Origin of the sequence: Kitasatospora sp. DSM 101779 (assembly GCF_025655475.1) — a bacterium.
GTDB lineage: Bacteria > Actinomycetota > Actinomycetes > Streptomycetales > Streptomycetaceae > Kitasatospora.
In genome coordinates this window covers 2,137,703-2,155,079 of record NZ_JAHTIK010000001.1, presented here as the reverse complement: position 1 = coordinate 2,155,079, position 17,377 = coordinate 2,137,703, and the positions used below count along the sequence as shown (strand labels likewise).

Below are 17,377 nucleotides of genomic sequence, written 5' to 3'. Positions count from 1 at the left end.
GAGTGTTCTGTGTTCGAGCCGGTGGCGATATGCTCGCGCCCTGTCGGATCCGCCGGTCGACCCGCTCGGGGGAGGGTGTGATGGTGTTCGCACTTCTGGTGGCGGGCTGTTGAGCGGGGTGGCGCCGATCGGTCTCGATCCGTTCGGCGAAGCCGTCTACAGAACGATGCTTCTGCACCCGGAGCTCGACACCCGCGGCATCGCGGAGCGGCTGGAGGCCGCCGAGTCCGAGGTACGGGCCGCGCTCGACCGGCTCGCCGACCTCGCCCTCACCAGACCCACCGGCGCCAACGACCGCTGGCGGGCCGTCAATCCGGAACTGGGCCTGGCGACCTTACTCGCCCGGCAGGAGGCCGAGGCCGCCCGCCGCCAGCAGGAGATCGAACGCAGCCGGGCCGCGATGGCCGGCCTGATCGCCGAGTACGCCAGTGTCCACGCGCCGGCGAACCAGCCCGGCATCGAGCTCATCAGCAGTCTCGACGAGGTGCGCGACCGCCTCGTCCAACTCGCATCCGACGCCGCCGCCGAGGTGCTCTCGTTCGCGCCGGGCGGCCCGCAGCCGCCGCAGGTGATGGAGGCCAGCCGTGCCCTCGACAAGGAGACCCTGGAGCGCGGCGTCCGGATGCGGACCGTCTACCAGGACAGCGTCCGCAACGACCCGGCCACCGTGCAGTACGCGCGCTGGCTGCACGGTCTCGGCGGCGCCGTCCGCACCGTGCCCACGCTGCCGCTGCGGATGATCCTGGTCGACAACGCCACCGCGATCGTGCCGATCGACCCGGAGGACGCCCGCAAGGGCGCGGTGCTGCTGCGCAGCCCCGGGGTGATCGCGGCGCTGCGGGCGTTGTTCGAGCAGGTCTGGGAGCAGGCCCGGCCGCTCGGCGAGAGCGTCCAGCGCGACCCGCACGGGCTCACCGCGCAGGAGCGCGAACTGCTGCGGCTGCTGGCCGAGGGGCTCACGGACGAACGGGCCGGCCAGCGGCTCGGGGTCTCGTTGCGCACGGTGCGCCGGATGATGGCCGATCTGATGGTGCGGATGGACGCCCGCAGCCGCTTCCAGGCGGGTATCCAGGTCGCCGCACTGGGCTGGCTGGGCGAGGCCAGTCCGCGCTGATCGACCGTCAGGTCGGCACCGCCGTCGCCGTGGTGGTCTCCCGGAGCCGCAGGTGCGCGGCCCGGTCGAAGTGGCCGGCCCGCGGGGCGAGCACGGTGGCCGCGGAGAGCGCGACCGCTTCCGACAGGACGGCGGGCCAGTCGGCGCCGGCCGCCAGTCCGGCCGCGAGTGCGGCGACCACGGCGTCGCCGGCGCCGGTGGGGTTGCCGGCCACCGCGTCGGGCGGCGCGCACCGCCAGGCGCCTTCGCCGGTCAGCGCGTACAGCCCGTCGGGTCCGAGCGAGGCGACCACGGCGCCCGCGCCGCGGCGGCGGAGTTCCGCGGCGGCGGCGGGGACGTCGGTGCGGCCGGTGGCGGTGCGCAGTTCGGCGGCGTTGGGTTTGACGGCGGTCGGCCCGGCCGGGAGCGCCGCGGTGAGCGCGGGTCCGTCGGTGTCCAGCACGGTGGGCACCTTGTGCGTCCGGGCGAGGGAGACGAGTTCGCGGTAGCCGTCCTCGGGGCTGCCCGGCGGCAGGCTGCCGGAGAGCACCAGGACGTGGGCGGCGGGGAGTGCCGCGGCGACCGCCTCGACCAGCCGGCGCCACTCGGCCGTGGAGATCTGCGGCCCGGGCTCGTTGAAGAGGGTGGCGTCGGCCGGGTCGGCGACGGCGACGGTGCGGCGGGTGTCCCCGGCGACCGGTACGGCGCGGTACGGCAGTCCGGCGGCGGCGAGGTCGGCGGCGACGGCCGCGCCGGTCGGGCCGCCGAGCGGCAGGACGGAGAGTGCGTGGTGGCCGAGTGCGGTGAGCACCCGGGCCGTGTTCACGCCCTTGCCGCCGGCCTGAGCGGCGACCGCGGCGACCCGGTGGGTGGTGTGCGGGCGCAGCGCCGGCACGGTGTACGTCACGTCCAGGGCCGGGTTCGGTGTGACCACCAGCAGCACGGTCGATCCCCCACTCTGCGCGAACATGCTCGCAATCGGCTATATATGAGCAGATTCAAGCACACTACTTGAGCAGGCGGGAGAGTCTGCGGTCGGCCAGCGTCCGGCCGCCGGTCTGGCAGGTCGGGCAGTACTGCAGCGAGGAGTCGGCGAAGTTGACGGACCGCACGGTGTCCCCGCAGACCGGGCAGCGCTCGCCCTCGCGGCCGTGCACGGCGAGCCCGGCCTTCTTCTCCGCCTTCAGGCCGTCCGCGGGCACCGCCCTGGCGTGCGCTAGCGCCTCGTCGAGCACCGTGTGCAGGGCCGTGTGCAGGGCGGTCAGCTGGTCGGGCTTCAGCGTGGCCGCCGTCGCGTACGGCGAGAGCTTCGCCCGGTGCGCGATCTCGTCCGAGTAGGCGTTGCCGACCCCGGCGAGCACGGCCTGGTCGGTGAGGAAGGTCTTGAGCCGCCGCCGGGCCCCGGTGGCCAGTGCGGCGAGCTGCTCCTCGGTGACGGCGAGAGCGTCCGGGCCGAGCCGGGCGATGCCGGGCACCTGGGCCGGGTCGGCGACCACGTACGCGGCCAGCCGCTTGGTGGTGCCCTGCTCGGTGACGTCGAAGCCGGAGCCGTCGTCGAGCACCAGCCGCAGCGCCAGCGGTCCGCGCCGGCCCGGCGGCTTCGCGGGGAAGGACGCCCGCCGGTGCACCCAGCCGGCCCGGGCCAGGTGCAGCACCAGGTGCGGGCCGCCGTCGGTGGTGAGGTCGAGGAACTTGCCGTGCCGTCCGACCCCGGCCACCAGCCGGTCCTGCAGCGCCTGCGGGGGCGGGTCGAAGGTCTTCAGCACCTGCACCGACAGGACCTCGACGCGGGCCAGCGAGCGGCCCGCGCAGGCCTCGGTCATCCGCTCGGCCAGCGCCTGCACTTCCGGTAGTTCGGGCACCTCCCCAGTCTGGCCGGGCCCGGCCGGGGCGGCCAACGGATCGCCCGCGGGGGTGGTGGGGCTCCTGCCGTCCGGCGGGCGCCGGTATCGTACGGGCGTCATCGCATCACCCAGAAGGAGCACCTGCCGAGATGGACATCGACAAGGCCAAGGCGTCGTTCGACCGGTTCGACATCAACGGGGACGGATTCATCTCGCCGGAGGAGTACTCCAAGGTCATGGCCGAGATGGGCGACCCCTACGTGACCGTGCCGGTGGCCCAGGCGGTCATCGCCAAGGCCGACACCAGCAAGGACGGCCTGCTGAACTGGGACGAGTTCTGGGCGATCCAGAAGGGCTGACGTCCGGCCGCGGGCCCGGCCGCACGGGGCAGCCCGGTGCGGCCGGGCCCGTGGCGTCCCCGCGGCCCGGTCAGTGGCGCAGCAGCCGGCCGAGGCCCTCCCGGGTGGCCGCGACCACCACCAGGTCGCCCGCGTCGAGCACGTGCTCCGCGGGCGGGTTCCAGCGCAGCTCGGGGCGGGCCCGGTAGGCGAGGCCGAGGTCGCGGGCGCGCCGCTCCGGCTCCGCCACGTCCAGGGCGAGCACCTGCCAGTGCCCGGGGCAGTGCGCCGCGGCGACCGTCCGCCCGGCGAGCTCGGGGTGGCCGCCGACGTCCACCGCCGCGAGCAGCAGCACCTGTCGGCCGACCGCGAAGGCGCCCAGCACCTGCCGGCCCATCATCGCGGAGGCGAAGGCCGGGGCCGACAGGAACGAGACGCTGTGGCTGCGGGTCTCCGCGGACGGGTAGGAGTCGCGCAGCGCCCGGTACACGTCGGCGGCGAAGTCGTCGTCGAACAGACCCATCACCACCCGGACCTCCGGATTGCACTCACGGGCCGAGAGCGCCGCCTCCAGGTTGGTGGAGTCGTTGCTGGTGAGGGCGAGCATCGCGCGGGCCCGGCCGACCCGGGCAGCCTCCAGCACCCCCTCCTGGGTGGCGTCGCCGAGCACCACCGGCACCCCGTAGGCGCGGGCCCGGGCCACCCCGCGGGCGGTCGGGTCGCTCTCCACGCAGACCACCGGCAGGTCCAGCTCGCGCAGCCGGTCCAGCACCCGGCTGCCGACCCGGCCGAGACCGAGCAGCACCACGTGGTTGGAGATCCCGCGCGGTGGACGGCGCAGCGCCGACGCGGCCCGGAAGGTGCCGAGCGCCTCCAGGGCGAGGGCGGTGAGCAGCGGCATCAGCAGCAGGCCGCTGAGCGCGGTGAGGATCTGCAGCACCTTGCGGGCGGGGGTGTCGGCGGTGGCCGGGTCGGCTATCGCGATCACGTCCAGCACCGCGAGGTAGGCGGTGTGCAGCGGGTTCTCGCCGGTGAGGGCGGAGGTGAGGCCGGCGAACAGGGCGAGCAGGGCGGTCAGCGAGCCGAGGGCCAGGCGCAGCCGGCGGGAGAACAGCGCGGCGACCGGCAGGCCGGACAGGCCCGGCAGGCGGCGGCGCGGGCGCCGTTCCTCCGGGTGTCCGAGGAGCTCCAGGACGAGCCGTCGGCCGTCCGGTGGCAGCGCCGCGTCCGGGCCGGGCAGCAGGACGGGGGAGCGGCCCCGTCCGCCCGGCGCGAGGAGGGCGAGGGTGGCCAGCTCGGTGCCGACGGACGGGGTGCCCGGGGGCAGTTCGGCGGCCCGCAGCAGCCGGCCGTCGACGTGCACCACGGCCGGGTGGCCGGAGACGGCGGCGGAGACCAGGGCGGGGGCCGCCGTCGCCGAGGTGGACAGCACGGTGGTGGAGGCCTCGGCGGCCGGACCGCAGTCCGGCGTGCGGGCGGCGGCGGCCCGGTCCAGCAGCTGGCCGACCCGGCGGCCGAGTCGCCGGTTGTAGACCCGCAGCACCAGCCGGACCCCGGGGTTGAGCCGGCGGGCCCGCAGCGCCGCCTGCACGTTGGCCTGGTCGTCGGAGCCGGTCAGCGCCAGGGCGGCGGCCTCCCGGATGCCGGCCTCGGCCAGCACCGCGGTGCTCGGCTCGGCGGCCTCCACCACCCGGACGGGCAGCCGCCGTTCCTCGGCAAGCGCGGCGATCTGCGGGCCCTGCCCCTCCCGGACGGAGCGCACCACCACGGTGACCCGCCGGCCGTACAGCGTGGTGAGCTCGACGGCGAGCCGGAGGGCGAGGGTGTCCTGGCCGCAGACGATCATGTGCCCGCCCTCGTCCGGCCGTTCGACCGGGAGGGGGTGTTCGGCCGCGGCGGGCCGATCGGCCGGTCCGGGCCGCCCGGCCGGATCGGCGCCGCCGTGCGCCGGGACGGGCTGCGAGGGCAGGGCGGGAACGGACCCGGTGGTGGTGGACATGCCGCCATCCTGGCAGGACCGTGACCGTAACGCGATCTTCCCGCAGCCGCGTTGATGATTCGTCACGTTCGCACAGGTTGGTACCCTCGGACGTCTGCGACGGGGACGGGAGCGGGCATGGACGCAACAATGGTGCCGGTGGTCGTACTGGTGGCGGCCGCGCTGCACGCGGTGTGGAACGCCCTGGCCCACGCCCTTCCCGACAAGGTGGTCGGCTTCGCCCTCATCAACGCGGCCTTCCTCGGCGGCGGCGTCCTGCTCGCCTGCCTCGCCCCGCTGCCGGACGCCCGCGCCTGGCCCTACCTCGCCGCCTCCGCGGTCCTCCAGGTGCTCTACCAGCTGCTGCTTCTGCAGGCCTACCGGCTGGGCGACTTCGGGCAGATGTACCCGCTGGCCCGCGGCACCGCGCCCTGGCTGGTCGCCGCCCTCTCGGTGCTGGTGCTCGGCCGCCCGCTCGGCACCGCGCAGTGGGCCGGAGTCCTGGTGATCTCGGCCGGCCTGGCCGGGCTCGCGCTGGCCGACGGGGTGCCTGGCCGCGCCCAACTTCCCGCGGTGGCCGCGGCCCTGGGCACCGGCGCGATGATCGCCGGCTACACGGTGGTCGACGGGACGGGCGTGCGCACCTCGACCACCGTGCTCGGCTACATCGCCTGGATGTTCGTCCTGCAGGGCGCCGGCATGCTGCTCACCGCCGTCCTGCTGCGCGGCCCCTCGCTGTTCTGCGAGCCCGGCCCCGGCTGGCTGCAGGGCATCGCCGGCGGGGTGCTCTCGCTCACCGCGTACGGACTGGTGGTGTGGGCCCAGGCGCACGGCGACCTGGCGACGATCGCCGCACTGCGGGAGACCAGCATCGTGATCGCCGCACTGATCGGCGCCCTGGTCTTCCGCGAGCGGCTCGGCGCCGCCCGGATGGCCGCCGGGGCGGTGGTGGTGGCAGGCATCGCCGTCCTCCAACTCGCCCCGGTCTAGTTCGGCCGGGCGTACGGGGGCCGGCCCGGCACCTGGCTCCTTCAGGGTCGGTCGCCCAACGCAGGTACCCGCTGTGGGCGCCCAGTCGCCCGGAGGGACCCTCCGCGGCGCAACCAGGTGCGGCTCGGCGTGGTCGTCCTGCTGGAGCAGCACCCTGCTTGGTGGTGCGGGGGCCGGCTGATCGGTCGTCACCGCAAGCCCCGCCTGCCCGGCGGCGTGGTGGCATGGTGGTGGCGTCCGGTGTTACTGCCCGGCATCCACTGCCGGCGTCACCGGGAAGCGGGCAGCCATCCGTTCTGGACAGCGTGAACGCCGGCTTCGAAGCGGCTGCGGGCTTCGAGGCGGGTCATGAGGTCGGCGGCGATGCGACGGGCGGTACGCGGCGAGACACCCGGCCGGTTGGCGATGGCTTCGTCCGTCAGCCCCTGGGCGAGAAGGCGCAAGACCTCGCGCTCTTGGGGTGGCAACGGCTCCTGGACGGCTGAGGGCGAGGACCCGAGCGGGGTGGCTGAGGCCCAAATGCTTTCGAACAAGGCACAGAGTGCCGCCACGATCCCTTGTCCGTGCAGGACCAGCGCACCCACACTCGCGTCCGCCGTGTCGTTGGGCAGCACAGCCTCACATCGGTCAAGGATGATCATCCGGACCGGGAGGGCGACCGTCGTCCGGACCTGCGCCCCCAGGGTGTGGAGCCAGTTCACGTGGTCCCGGGTGGGCTGGTGGTTCCGGATGCTGTCGAGGTAGACGGTGCGCATCAGCACACCACGGCGGATCGGAGCGCTACTCGTTGCTCCCGTCCTCGCCGGCCGGGCGGTCCTTCACGGAGGCGCCGAACGTCCCGTCGGTCTCCCAGAAGTCGAGCGCCTCGTGCTCGATCGCCGGAAAGGACGGCTGGGCGGGAACAGCAGGGTATGTCGATGAATCCGGCCTGTCGGCCATGGTGGTACTCCTCGCGCGCGCGTCGACTGTGCGTGTACGGGGACGCCGTTCGAGTGTGCGAACGCCGCGGTACCACCCCGTTTGCCGTCCGCTCGGCGGACAGGCCCTCATTGACGGCTGTGACGGGCCGCTCTCGTCCGGTTCTACTCCGGGCTGTCGGCCCGTTTCTTCCGGAGGCTCCCCGGTGATCGCCGGATCAGTCCCTGTGTCCATGATGAAGTTGTCGGCGGAACCCAACCCGAAGTCAGATGCCTGCCGCTGTCAACAAGCCCCCCGCCCGGACGTACCCAGCGGATCGTCGCCCACGGGGCACCGGTGAGTGCCGGCGTGCAGGGCAGCACGCCGACGTCCCGGTAGCGGCCTGTGCCACGTGCCCCGGTCGGCCGGGAGGTGCCCCCAGCACCCCTGTGCGCTCGCCCGGTCAGGCAGGCTGCCCCGCTGCCGCCAGGGCGCCGGTGCGGACGCGGTCCAGCAGGGCGAGCAGCACCTCCTTGCTGGAGGCCCGGTCGCGGACGTCGCAGAGCACCACCGGCACCGACTCGTCGAGGTCCAGCGCCGCCCGGACGTCCTCGGCGGACGCCTCGCGGCGGCCGTGGAAGCAGTTCACGCCGACCGCGAACGGCACCCCGCGCTGCTCGAAGTAGTCGACCGCGGCGAAGCTGGACTCCAGCCGCCGGGTGTCCGCGAGGACGATCGCCCCGAGCGCGCCCAGCGCCAGGTCGTCCCACATGAACCAGAAGCGGAACTGCCCCGGGGTGCCGAAGAGGTAGAGCACCAGGTCGTCCCGGAGGGTGATCCGGCCGAAGTCCATCGCGACCGTGGTCGTCGACTTGTCTCGGACGCCGTCGAGGCTGTCCACGCCGACGCTGGCCTGGGTGATCCGCTCCTCGGTCGACAGCGGCTCGATCTCACTGACCGAACCGACCATGGTGGTCTTGCCCACGCCGAAACCGCCGGCCACCAGGATCTTGACCGCCCCGGGGACCAGGCTCTGGGTCATCGTGCTTGCTCCTCAGCTGTTCAGAGATTGCGCACGCCGTCGATGACGGCCTGGACGAGGGCCAGGTCCGGCACCTCGGCCAGTGGGACCGGCGCCCGCGTGATGATCAGCGAGGCGTCGGCGAGGTCGCCGAGCAGCACCTTGACCACGCTCACCGGCAGGTCGAGCTGGGCCGCGATCTCGGCGACCGCCAGCGGCCGCTCCCGGCACATGCCGAGGATCGCCGCCGGTTCGGGCCCCAGCCGGGTGGTGTCGACGCGCGGGTCGGCGGTGACCACCAGGGTGATCAGCGAGTAGTCGGTGCGGCCCGACTCCGTCCGCCCGCCGGTGATCGCGTAAGGGCGGACGAGATGCCCGGCCTCCCGGTCGAACCACGCCTCCTCGGGGGTCACGCAAGGTCACCCGCCCGGTCCCGGCCGGCATCGCTGCGCGGCGCGGCGGTGAGGTAGGCACCGACCTGCTTGACGAGCATGTTGATCTCGTAGGCCATCAGGCCCGCGTCGACCGCCTCGGAGGTGAGCACGGCCAGCCGGGCGCCCTGGCCCGCGGTGGTGACGAAGAGGAACAGGTGGTCCATCTCGATCACGGTCTGCCGGACGCGGCCGCCGTCGAATCGCTGGCCGGCGCCGCGCGCGAGGCTCTGCAGCCCCGAGGCGACGGCGGACAGGTGCTCGCCGTCGGCACGGTCCAGGTTCTTGTCCATGCCGACGAGCAGGCCGTCCTCGGACAGCACCACGGCATGCCTGGTCTCCGGTACCCGGGAGACCAACTCGTCCAGCAGCCAGTTGAGATCGCGCTGGGTTTCGGTGTGCTGGGTCGTCATCAGGGCTGGTCCTCGCGAGCAGGGGCATGGTCGGGTGCGGTGGGGGTCTCGGCGGGGGCCCCGGCGGGGGATCCCTGCGGCGGCGCACTGTCGCGGGCCGTCCGGGTGCCGCGCTGGATGGCGGCCATGGTGGCGCGAGAGCGCTGCGGAGAGGGGTCCTCCTCCGGGGCGGGCCGGGCCGGGCGGGCGGCGGCCGTGCCACCGCCGGCGGCGGCCCCGCCGGTGCGCTCGGCCGCGGCGGCCTCGCGGAGCTGGTCGGCGAGGCTGGCGTTCCGCACCCGCTTGGGCAGCACCTTCGGGGTGCGCAGCTCGCCGTCGGCGGGGAGGTCCTGCGGGTCCTGCAGCTCCTGGACGTCCGGGGCGGCGGGCAGGGCGGCGGCGGGCCGCACGAAGGGGGCGCCGGCGGCGGGCAGGGCGGGCGGCTGCGGCTGCCGGGGGGGCAGCTCACGTGCCTCCGGGGCGGCTTCGTGGACGGCCCGCTCGGCGACCTGCGCCACGTCCGGCAGTGCCGCGTCCGGCAGTGTCGCGCCGGCGGGCTCGGCCGGGACGACGGACTGCGCGGGCACGGGGGGACGCTCGGGAGCGGTCGGCACGCGGAACGGGACGGCAGAGACCACCGCGCCCGGCAGGCCGGGGATCGACGCGCCCGCGGTGAGACCGCCCGCGGGGCGGGCGGCGGGCTGCTCGGTCACCCGGGCGCCGAACGGCAGGCCGGGGAAGCCCGCGGGCGCCGGCGCGGCCTCCAGCAGCGCGGAGGGCACCAGGACGACGGCCCGGGTGCCGCCGTACGGCGAGGGCCGCAGCGCGACCTGGATGTCGTGCCGGCCGGCCAGCCGGGAGACCACGAACAGGCCCAGCCGCAGGTCGTCGCCGAGCGCGGCGACGTCCAGCTCCGGCGGGTCGGCGAGATAGGCGTTGAGCCGCTCGTACTCCTCCTCGGACATGCCGAGGCCACGGTCCTCGACCTCGACGGCGAGGCCCTTGGGGACCTCCTGCGCCGAGACCAGCACCTGGGTGTACGGCGGCGAGAAGGTGGTGCCGTTCTCGATGAGCTCGGCGACCAGGTGGATGACGTCGGCGACGGCCTGGCCGGCGAGCGCGGTGCGGGGCACGCCCTGGACGACCACCCGGGCGTAGTTCTCGGTCTCGGAGACCGCCGAGCGCAGCACGTTGACCATCGGTACGGCGTTGCGCCAGCGGCGGGCGGGCAGCGCGCCGCCGAGGACGACCAGGTTCTCCGCGTTGCGCCGCATCCGGGTGGCCAGGTGGTCGACCGCGAACAGCTCCTTGAGCAGCTCCGGCTCTTCGTGGCGGCGTTCCAGCTCGTCCAGCATGGTGATCTGGCGGTGGATCAGCACCTGGGTGCGGCGGGCGATGTTGAGGAAGACCTTCTTGGTGCCCTCGCGGCTCTGCGCCTGCTGGACGATGGCCGCGACGGCGGTCCGCCGGACGGCGTCGACGGCCTCGGCGACCTGCTGGATCTCGTCACCGCCGGAGCGCCGCGCGGCGCGGCCGTCGGTCGGTGCCGGCACGCTCTCGCCGGCCTCGATCTGCCGGACGACGCCGGGCAGTTCGGTCTCGGCGAGGCTGCGGGTGATCTCCCGCAGGGCGTCCACCCTGGCGGTGAGGGCCTGTGCCGTGCGGCGGCCCTGGACGAGGCTCCAGGCGAGCACCGCCGCCACCGCGGCGGTGCCGAGCGCGAACGCCAGGCCCTGCCCGCTGTTCAGCAGCAGCACGCCGGCGTAGCCCCAGGCGACGGCGAGGCCGGCGCAGGGCACCAGTACCAGGGGGAGGAGGGAGGTACGGAGCGAGCCGGTACGGCCGGCGCGGTGGCCGGGGCGCTGGGCCGGTATGCCTGGCATCTGATTCCTCGTGCGGGTGCAGAACGGCGAGAGCCCGTGCGAGTCGACGGGTGCCGGCGGGGACGAGCGGGAAGGATATACCCCCTGTTGACTGACCGTCATCAAGTGGCTCCGCGCAGCTCTGCCGCCGACGGCAGCACGGTACCAGCCCCGACAGGCATGTGAGCAACATCAACTGACGGAATGTGGACTGTGCGAAGGGTGTTCGGGTCCGCCCGGCGCCGGACGCGCCGGGCGGACGCCGGCACCTGTCAGACCGCGAGTGCCTGCGGGGCCCAGGCCGTGCTGTGCACCTTGGCCAGCTCGGCGAGCTTCTCCGACCACTGCACGCCGTAGCTGCCCGAGGCCACCTGGCCCAGGCGGAGGCGCTGGACGTCGGAGGTGCCGGCCGGCGGGTAGATGTGCGTGGCGTCGCGCAGGTACCGCTCGATCCGGAAGTCCGCCTGCAGGCCGCGCGCGGCGTGGATCTCCATCGCGTTGCGCGCCGAGTCCAGGGCGTACTCGGTGTTCACCAGCTTGGAGTTCATCAGTTCCGCGTCGCACGGCCGGCCGAGGTCGAGCAGGTGCGCCGCGTGGTAGGCGGCGAGCCGCGCGGTCATCAGCCGGGACTGCATCTCGCCGATCTTCAGGCTGATGTTGGGGAGTTCGGCCAGCGGTTTGCCGTAGAGCGAGCGGTCCTCGGCGAAGGCCACGGTGTCCTCGACGATCGCCCGGTGGATGCCGAGGGCGACCGCGGCGAGGTTGGGCCGGCCGTACAGGATGCTGGAGGAGTAGGCGACGTCCAGGCCGGTGCCCTCCTCGCCGAGCCGGTTGGCGGCCGGGATGCGGCAGTTCTCGAAGACCAGCTCGCCGAAGCTGAAGCCGTGCAGGCCGCTCTGGCTGCCGGGGTCGCCGAGCCGGAACCCGGGTGCGTCGCTCGGCACCAGGAAGGCGGAGAGACCGCGGGAGCCCTTGCCGGTGCGGAGGACCACGCCGTGCACGTCGCCGATGTGCGAGTTGCCGACGAACCACTTGCGGCCGTTCAGCACGTAGTCGCGGCCGCGCTTGCGGGCGGTGCCGGCCATGCCGAGCACGTGGCCGCCGGACTCCGGCTCGGTCACCGCGATGGTGGGCAGGGCCCGGCCGTCCGCGAACTGGGGCAGCCACTGACGGCGTTGCTGCTCGGAGCCGAAGTGGATGACCTTGGCGACACCGAGCTGGGAGGCCTGGGCGATTGCGCCCATCGCGCCGCTGACCCGGGAGAGTTCCTCGATGATGACGGTTTTGGCGAGGTGGCCGAGTCCCATGCCGCCGTACACCCGGGGGATGGTGACGCCGATCCATCCTCTGCGGGCGATCTCCCGTGCGAGCTCGTGCTCGACGGTGCGCTCCGCCTCCATCCGGGCGATCTGCGGCCGCACCTCCTTCTCGGCGAACTCCCTGACCTCGGCGCGCAGTTGTTCGTGCCGTTCGTCGGTGAAGTAGTCCTGGCCCAGCATGGGCGTCCTCTCGTCGGTCGGGAGCGCCGCCGTCCCGCCTCCCGCGCAGGGCGACCGGGGTGGGGGACGGTCGGAACGGCCGCCGCGCCGTTGAGGGCCGCGCGCGGTTGGACGGGTGACCCGTCCTCGGCAGGCACTCATTGTCATATGCGTCACTGCCCACCTCCAGGGCGTGATCATGGATTGGCGTGAAACCGGCGCGACCTTCTCGGGACAGGATTTGATCGCGTGCCGGGTGGGAATGGATCTTTCCCCTCTCATTCCGACCATCTGGCGAGACGTGGCCGATCCAGTGCGCCAACAGTTCTGACACCATGTCCGCCATGACTGATGTGATGAGCGCTCAGAACGCCTATCCGGGCGGAGGGGGCGAGTCCGGACGGACCCGCCGGCTCCGCGACCTGGGACTCAACGACCCCAGCCCGGACGAGGCCTTCGACCGTTTCGCGCACCTCGCGGCCAGCATCACCCGCGCCCCGATCGCGATGGTCAACTTCATCAACGACGAGCGCCAGATGTTCCGCGGGCTCTACATCCCGCCAAATCCCGCCCAGGCCCAGCCCGTCGAGGACGACACCTGGGCCGATCGCGGCATCGCCTTCGACCTCCCGGCCCGCGAGATGCCGCTCAGCCACGGCTTCTGCCCGCACGTGGTGGCGCAGCGCTCGCCGCTGGCGCTGGACGACATCCTCGCCTACCCCCGGTTCGCCGGTAACCCGGTGGTCGACGAGCTGGGCGTGCGCGCGTACCTCGGCGCCCCGCTGGTGGACGACACCAACACCATCATCGGCACGGTCTGCGTGCTGGACCGCGAGCCCCGCCAGTGGGGCCGCGAGCGCCTCAAGGACATCCAGCACCTGGCCGAGGCGCTGCTCTCCGAGATCCGGCTGCGCGACAACCTGCTCGCGCAGCAGCAGGAGATGTTCGCGGCCTTCGACGGCTCGCCCTTCCCGATCATGCTCACGGACGGCTCCGACAATGCCATCCGCTACGCCAACGCCGAGCACGCGGGCATCTTCGGCGCCCCCGGCCCGTACTCCGACCTGGCCCAGGCCTACCCCCAGCTGGCCGCCGCCGGTCTGCCGCTCGCGGTCGGTGAGGCCTACCGCACCGGCCGTTCCACCGTGCTCAAGGACGTCCGGGTGCAGTCCTACCTGCCGGGTGCCCGGCGCGCGGAGCAGGTGTACACCTTCACCTGCACGCCGCTGCGCAACGCCCGTACGGGCATGGTGAACGGCGTGCTGACGGTCGGCATGGACGTCACCGCGCAGTCCCGCACCGAGGAGGAGCTCGGCACCCTCGCCGCGCTGCTGGTGGACCGGCTGCAGCAGTCCGGTCGCAACCCCGCCGAGGTGCTCCCCCCGTACCCGCAGGGCCGCCCCGGCCTGTCGGGCTGACCGGCCATCCGGCCGGGGCGCGTCCGGCGCCCCGGCCCGGCCGTCGCGCCCCCGGGCGGATCGGACACGTACGGATCGGTCGCGCACCGGCCGGACGCGTACGCACCGGGGGTGTACGGATCAGGCCAACCTGTCGAGGGCCTCGGCCAGCCGTTCCGCCCCGGCCACCAGCCGGTCGACGCCCTCGGCGGCGCCGTAACCGGCCCGCAGGTGCGGGGCCGGCGGCTCGGCGGTGAAGTACGACCGCCCCGGGGTGACGGCGACACCGGCGCGCAGCGCGGCGGCGGCGAGCTCCTGCGGGTCGGTGCCGTCCGGCAGCCGCAGCCACAGGTGGTGGCCGCCGGCGGGCAGCCGGTCCGGGAGCAGCGCCGGCCGCAGCCGCCCGAGCGCGCCGGCCAGCGCCGTCCGGCGCTCCCGCAGCCGTCCGGCCAGCGACCGCAGATGGTGCCCCCAGGCCGGTGCGCCGACCAGCTCCAGCGCCGCCTCCTGCAGCGGCCGCGGCACGAAGAAGCTGTCGACGGCCTGCACGGCCTGCAGCCGCTGCATGGCCGGGCCGCGCGCGGTGAGCGCCGCGACCCGCAGGTTGGCCGAGGTCGGCTTGGTCAGCGAGCGGATGTGCACCACCACGCCGTCGGGATCGTCCGCGGCCAGCGGCGGCGGGGGCGGCGGGGCGTCGGCGTGCGCGAGCCGCCGGGCGAAGTCGTCCTCGACCACGAAGGCCCCGGCCGCGCGGGCGATGCGCAGCACCTCGGGCCGCCGCCCGGCCGACAGCACCGCCCCGGTCGGGTTCTGGTACAGCGGCTGGCAGACGAACACCCGTGCCCCGCTGGCCGCGAAGGCGTCGGCGAGCAGGCCGGGCCGGACGCCGTCGGCGTCCACCGGCACCGGGACGGGACGCAGCCCGGCCGCGCGCGCCACCGCCAGCAGCCCGGGGTAGGTGGGGGACTCGACCAGGACGGGCGCACCGGGCGCGGCCAGTGAGCGCAGTGCGGCGGTGAGGGCGCTCTGCCCGCCTGCGGCCACCAGCACCTCGGCGGCGCTCACCGTGCCGCCGATGTCGCGGGCGAACCAGGCGCGCAGTTCGGGCAGGCCCTCCAGCGGAGGCCGGCTCCACGCGCCGGGCCGCCGGCCGGCCCGGGCGAGGGCCGCGGCCAGCGCCTGTTCCGGCAGCAGCGAGGAGTGCAGGTAGCCGCCGTTGAGGTCGATCACCTCGGCGGGCTGGACGGCCAGCGCGCCGAGCACCCCGGAGGCGTCGGCGGAGCGGGCCGGCGGGACGCCCGCCTCGGCGCTGAGCGCCACCTCCTGCCAGGAGGTGTCCCCGGCGGCCGGTACCGGGCGCGGCGCCGCGGCCCGGAACACCCCGGCGCCGGGCCGGGAGACGACCAGCCCCTCGGCCGCCAACAGGGCGATCGCCCGGGCCACCGTCACCGGGCTCACCTGGTGTCGCTCCATCAGGGCCCGGCTGGACGGCAGTCGGCCGCCGACTGGGTAGCGGTCCAGCTCGGCCCGGAGAATCGCGGCGAGATCCGCCCCACTGCTACGCTCGTGCATGACAGCACACGATAGCGCTATCGCCCCCCGTCCAGTAGCGGTCGGTGGTACGGCACTTGCCGCCCTGGGTGTCCTCGCCTTCTCCTTCAGCTTCCCGGCCACCGCCTGGGCGCTCACCGGCTTCGGACCGTGGACGGCCGCCGGCCTGCGCGGGGTGCTCGCCGCGGCGGTGGCCGGCGCGGGCCTGCTCGCCGCCCGGGTGCCGGTGCCCGACCGGGCGCACTGGCCCGGCCTCGCGGCGGTGGCGGTCGGTTGCGTCCTCGGCTTCCCGCTGCTCACCACGCTGGCCCTGCAGTCCTCGTCCACCGCGCACTCGGCGGTGGTGATCGGCCTGCTGCCGCTGGCGACCGCCGCGGTGGCGGCGCTGCGCTCGGGCGGGCGGCCGTCCGGCGGCTTCTGGTGGGCGGCGCTGGCCGGCGCGGCGGTGGTGCTCGGCTTCACGGTGCAGCAGAGCCGCGGTGCACTGAGCCGCGCGGACCTGCTGCTGGTCGCGGCGCTGGCGGTGTGCGCGGCGGGGTACGCGGAGGGCGGCAGGCTGGCCCGGGCGATGCCCGGGTGGCAGGTGATCGCCTGGGCGGTGGTTGCGGCGCTGCCCGCGTCGGTGCTGGCGGCGGGCCTGGCCCTGGCCGCGGAACCGGTCCACGTCGGGCCGAAGGCGCTCACCGGCCTCGCCTACACGGCGGCGGTCTCGCAGTTCGGCGGCTTCGTGCTGTGGTATCGGGGGATGGCGGCGATCGGAGTGCCCAAGGCGAGTCAGCTGCAGCTCGCGCAGCCGCTGCTCACGCTCGGCTGGGCGGTGCTGGTGCTGGGGGAGCGGCTCTCCCCGGCGGCGCCGGTCGCGGCGCTGCTGGTGCTGGGATGCATCGCGGCCACCCAGCGGGCGCGGGGCTGACGCCCGCCCGCCGGGTGGCCGCGGGGTGTCACTTGACCTCGATGCCGGCTTCCCGGCAGGCGTCGGCGACCTGCGGGGTGCAGACGTCCTTGGCCTTGTAGAGGTTGCCGGCGATGACCGTCGAGGCCACCTTGTCCTTGGTGACGACGACCGGGCTGAGCAGCATCGACGGGATCTGCAGGCCGTTGCTCTCGGTCATGGCGCTCGCGACCGAGGTGATGTCCAGGCCCTTCACGAGGTAGACGGCCATGGTGGCGGCGGCGTCGGCCTCGGGCTTGTACGGCTTGTAGATGGTGTACGCCTGCTCGCCGGTCAGGATGCGCTGGATCGCGTCGAGCGAGGCGTCCTGGCCGCCGACCGGCACGTTGATGCCCGCGCCCTTGAGCGTGCCGATGATCGACGAGGCCATGCCGTCGTTGGCGGAGTAGACGGCCTGGATGCCGCTCTTTCCGAAGTGGCCGATCGCCTCGTTGACCTTGGTGGCCGCGAGTTCGGGCTTCCACTCGCCCGACTGCTCGTAGACGATCTTCTTGACCTTGTCGTCCAGGATCTTGTGCGCGCCCTTCTTGAACTGGGCGGCGTTCGGGTCCGACTCGGCCCCGTTGATCATCACGACATTGGCGTTCGACGCCTTGCCTCCCAGCGCGTCCAGCAGGGCCTGGCCCTGCAGTTCGCCGGTGCGCTCGTTGTCGAAGGAGATATAGGCGGACACCTTGCCGGCGGCGAGCCGGTCGTAGGCGATGACCTTCGCGCCCTTCTTGGCGGCGGCGTCCACCCAGGACGCGGTGGCGCCCGAGTTCACCGGGTCGAGGAGGATGACCTTCACGCCCTTGTTCAGCAGTGCGTCGAACTGCTGCTTCTGGACGGTCTCGTCGCCGTCCGCGTTGGCGTAGTCGACCTCGCACTTGGTGCACAGCGCGGCGACCGAGGCCTCGATCAGCGGCTTGTCGAAGCTCTCGTACCGGGTCGACGACGACTTCTCCGGCAGCAGCAGGCCGATGGCCTTCGTGCCGGAGGAGCTGCTCGCACTGCTGCCCGAGCCGCACGCGGCCAGTGACAGCGCCGCCGACACAGCGGCCGTGCCGGCGAGGATGCGACGCGTCATTGCGTTCATGGTGGGTGGTGCCTCCCTGACGGCGCCGCGGAGTGCGGCGAGCAGGAAGTCAATCCGCCGACGCCGCGGCCCGTCAAC

General features: G+C 74.2%; 17 protein-coding genes. 5 read left to right on the top strand and 12 right to left on the bottom strand.

The genetic code is table 11. The annotated features are described in order from the left end of the window. Positions 1-166: 166 nt before the first annotated feature. Positions 167-1,114 (top strand): LuxR C-terminal-related transcriptional regulator, encoded by a 948-nt coding sequence (locus KSNIM_RS10030; RefSeq protein ID WP_263102879.1) that lies wholly within the window; start codon positions 167-169, stop codon positions 1,112-1,114. 7 nt (positions 1,115-1,121) lie between these two features. Here the strand turns inward: KSNIM_RS10030 and KSNIM_RS10025 are convergent, their stop codons facing one another. Both KSNIM_RS10025 and KSNIM_RS10020 read right to left on the bottom strand, forming a co-directional pair. Next, positions 1,122-2,036 carry a 1-phosphofructokinase family hexose kinase gene (locus tag KSNIM_RS10025; RefSeq protein WP_263107891.1) on the bottom strand — a complete coding sequence of 305 codons (915 nt, stop codon included), beginning with the start codon at positions 2,034-2,036 and terminating at the stop codon, positions 1,122-1,124. Positions 2,037-2,100: 64 nt separating this feature from the next. Continuing rightward, positions 2,101-2,955 carry an Fpg/Nei family DNA glycosylase gene (locus KSNIM_RS10020; protein ID WP_263102878.1) on the bottom strand — a complete coding sequence of 285 codons (855 nt, stop codon included), beginning with the start codon at positions 2,953-2,955 and terminating at the stop codon, positions 2,101-2,103. 131 nt (positions 2,956-3,086) lie between these two features. On the opposite strand from KSNIM_RS10020, the gene KSNIM_RS10015 reads away from it, so the two are divergent. Then, positions 3,087-3,296 (top strand): EF-hand domain-containing protein, encoded by a 210-nt coding sequence (locus KSNIM_RS10015; RefSeq protein WP_263102877.1) that lies wholly within the window; start codon positions 3,087-3,089, stop codon positions 3,294-3,296. A gap of 70 nt (positions 3,297-3,366) precedes the next feature. Here KSNIM_RS10015 and KSNIM_RS10010 read toward each other — a convergent pair whose 3' ends face one another. Then, positions 3,367-5,274: an NAD-binding protein gene (locus KSNIM_RS10010; RefSeq protein WP_263102876.1), complete on the bottom strand. Its 1,908-nt coding sequence runs from the start codon at positions 5,272-5,274 to the stop codon at positions 3,367-3,369. A 117-nt stretch (positions 5,275-5,391) separates the two neighbouring features. On the opposite strand from KSNIM_RS10010, the gene KSNIM_RS10005 reads away from it, so the two are divergent. After that, positions 5,392-6,243, top strand: coding sequence for an EamA family transporter (locus KSNIM_RS10005; RefSeq protein WP_263102875.1), 852 nt, complete (start codon positions 5,392-5,394; stop codon positions 6,241-6,243). A 269-nt stretch (positions 6,244-6,512) separates the two neighbouring features. On the opposite strand, the gene KSNIM_RS10000 is transcribed toward KSNIM_RS10005, so the two are convergent. From KSNIM_RS10000 to KSNIM_RS09970, 7 genes are all read right to left on the bottom strand, one after another. Beyond that, positions 6,513-6,998 (bottom strand): helix-turn-helix transcriptional regulator, encoded by a 486-nt coding sequence (locus tag KSNIM_RS10000; protein WP_263102874.1) that lies wholly within the window; start codon positions 6,996-6,998, stop codon positions 6,513-6,515. Positions 6,999-7,023: 25 nt separating this feature from the next. Continuing rightward, entirely contained in the window at positions 7,024-7,182 is a 159-nt protein-coding gene (locus KSNIM_RS09995) for a hypothetical protein (RefSeq protein ID WP_263102873.1), read from the bottom strand. 421 nt (positions 7,183-7,603) lie between these two features. Beyond that, complete coding sequence (locus KSNIM_RS09990; RefSeq protein WP_263102872.1) at positions 7,604-8,182, bottom strand: GTP-binding protein; 579 nt, start codon at positions 8,180-8,182, stop codon at positions 7,604-7,606. Positions 8,183-8,202: 20 nt separating this feature from the next. After that, the gene (locus KSNIM_RS09985; RefSeq protein ID WP_263102871.1) at positions 8,203-8,574 is read right to left on the bottom strand and encodes a DUF742 domain-containing protein; all 372 of its coding nucleotides are present in this window, start codon (positions 8,572-8,574) and stop codon (positions 8,203-8,205) included. Beyond that, positions 8,571-9,005 (bottom strand): roadblock/LC7 domain-containing protein, encoded by a 435-nt coding sequence (locus KSNIM_RS09980; RefSeq protein ID WP_030265945.1) that lies wholly within the window; start codon positions 9,003-9,005, stop codon positions 8,571-8,573. Before KSNIM_RS09980 ends, KSNIM_RS09985 begins: the two co-directional genes overlap by 4 nt. Further along, positions 9,005-10,867: a sensor histidine kinase gene (locus KSNIM_RS09975; protein ID WP_263102870.1), complete on the bottom strand. Its 1,863-nt coding sequence runs from the start codon at positions 10,865-10,867 to the stop codon at positions 9,005-9,007. Before KSNIM_RS09975 ends, KSNIM_RS09980 begins: the two co-directional genes overlap by 1 nt. A gap of 251 nt (positions 10,868-11,118) precedes the next feature. Continuing rightward, positions 11,119-12,345 carry an acyl-CoA dehydrogenase family protein gene (locus KSNIM_RS09970; protein ID WP_263102869.1) on the bottom strand — a complete coding sequence of 409 codons (1,227 nt, stop codon included), beginning with the start codon at positions 12,343-12,345 and terminating at the stop codon, positions 11,119-11,121. A 323-nt stretch (positions 12,346-12,668) separates the two neighbouring features. On the opposite strand from KSNIM_RS09970, the gene KSNIM_RS09965 reads away from it, so the two are divergent. Then, positions 12,669-13,742, top strand: a complete 1,074-nt coding sequence (locus tag KSNIM_RS09965) for a GAF domain-containing protein (protein ID WP_263102868.1) — start codon at positions 12,669-12,671, stop codon at positions 13,740-13,742. A 120-nt stretch (positions 13,743-13,862) separates the two neighbouring features. Here the strand turns inward: KSNIM_RS09965 and KSNIM_RS09960 are convergent, their stop codons facing one another. Next, positions 13,863-15,293 (bottom strand): PLP-dependent aminotransferase family protein, encoded by a 1,431-nt coding sequence (locus KSNIM_RS09960; protein ID WP_263102867.1) that lies wholly within the window; start codon positions 15,291-15,293, stop codon positions 13,863-13,865. Here KSNIM_RS09960 and KSNIM_RS09955 point away from each other — a divergent pair. Further along, complete coding sequence (locus KSNIM_RS09955; protein WP_263102866.1) at positions 15,292-16,185, top strand: DMT family transporter; 894 nt, start codon at positions 15,292-15,294, stop codon at positions 16,183-16,185. The two genes, KSNIM_RS09960 and KSNIM_RS09955, sit on opposite strands and share 2 nt — an antisense overlap. A 28-nt stretch (positions 16,186-16,213) precedes the next feature. Here KSNIM_RS09955 and KSNIM_RS09950 read toward each other — a convergent pair whose 3' ends face one another. Further along, positions 16,214-17,299, bottom strand: coding sequence for a sugar ABC transporter substrate-binding protein (locus tag KSNIM_RS09950; protein ID WP_263102865.1), 1,086 nt, complete (start codon positions 17,297-17,299; stop codon positions 16,214-16,216). Positions 17,300-17,377: the final 78 nt, after the last annotated feature.

What these genes read in the sequence shown, in the direction of transcription:
- KSNIM_RS10030 (WP_263102879.1), top strand. Translation starts at nt 167, where the DNA reads ATGCTTCTGCACCCGGAGCTCGACACCCGCGGCATCGCGGAGCGGCTG.
- KSNIM_RS10015 (WP_263102877.1), top strand. Translation starts at nt 3,087, where the DNA reads ATGGACATCGACAAGGCCAAGGCGTCGTTCGACCGGTTCGACATCAAC.
- KSNIM_RS10010 (WP_263102876.1), bottom strand. Translation starts at nt 5,274, where the DNA reads ATGTCCACCACCACCGGGTCCGTTCCCGCCCTGCCCTCGCAGCCCGTC.
- KSNIM_RS10005 (WP_263102875.1), top strand. Translation starts at nt 5,392, where the DNA reads ATGGACGCAACAATGGTGCCGGTGGTCGTACTGGTGGCGGCCGCGCTG.
- KSNIM_RS10000 (WP_263102874.1), bottom strand. Translation starts at nt 6,998, where the DNA reads ATGCGCACCGTCTACCTCGACAGCATCCGGAACCACCAGCCCACCCGG.
- KSNIM_RS09995 (WP_263102873.1), bottom strand. Translation starts at nt 7,182, where the DNA reads ATGGCCGACAGGCCGGATTCATCGACATACCCTGCTGTTCCCGCCCAG.
- KSNIM_RS09990 (WP_263102872.1), bottom strand. Translation starts at nt 8,182, where the DNA reads ATGACCCAGAGCCTGGTCCCCGGGGCGGTCAAGATCCTGGTGGCCGGC.
- KSNIM_RS09980 (WP_030265945.1), bottom strand. Translation starts at nt 9,005, where the DNA reads ATGACGACCCAGCACACCGAAACCCAGCGCGATCTCAACTGGCTGCTG.
- KSNIM_RS09975 (WP_263102870.1), bottom strand. Translation starts at nt 10,867, where the DNA reads ATGCCAGGCATACCGGCCCAGCGCCCCGGCCACCGCGCCGGCCGTACC.
- KSNIM_RS09970 (WP_263102869.1), bottom strand. Translation starts at nt 12,345, where the DNA reads ATGCTGGGCCAGGACTACTTCACCGACGAACGGCACGAACAACTGCGC.
- KSNIM_RS09965 (WP_263102868.1), top strand. Translation starts at nt 12,669, where the DNA reads ATGACTGATGTGATGAGCGCTCAGAACGCCTATCCGGGCGGAGGGGGC.
- KSNIM_RS09955 (WP_263102866.1), top strand. Translation starts at nt 15,292, where the DNA reads ATGACAGCACACGATAGCGCTATCGCCCCCCGTCCAGTAGCGGTCGGT.
- KSNIM_RS09960 (WP_263102867.1), bottom strand. Translation starts at nt 15,293, where the DNA reads ATGCACGAGCGTAGCAGTGGGGCGGATCTCGCCGCGATTCTCCGGGCC.
- KSNIM_RS09950 (WP_263102865.1), bottom strand. Translation starts at nt 17,299, where the DNA reads ATGAACGCAATGACGCGTCGCATCCTCGCCGGCACGGCCGCTGTGTCG.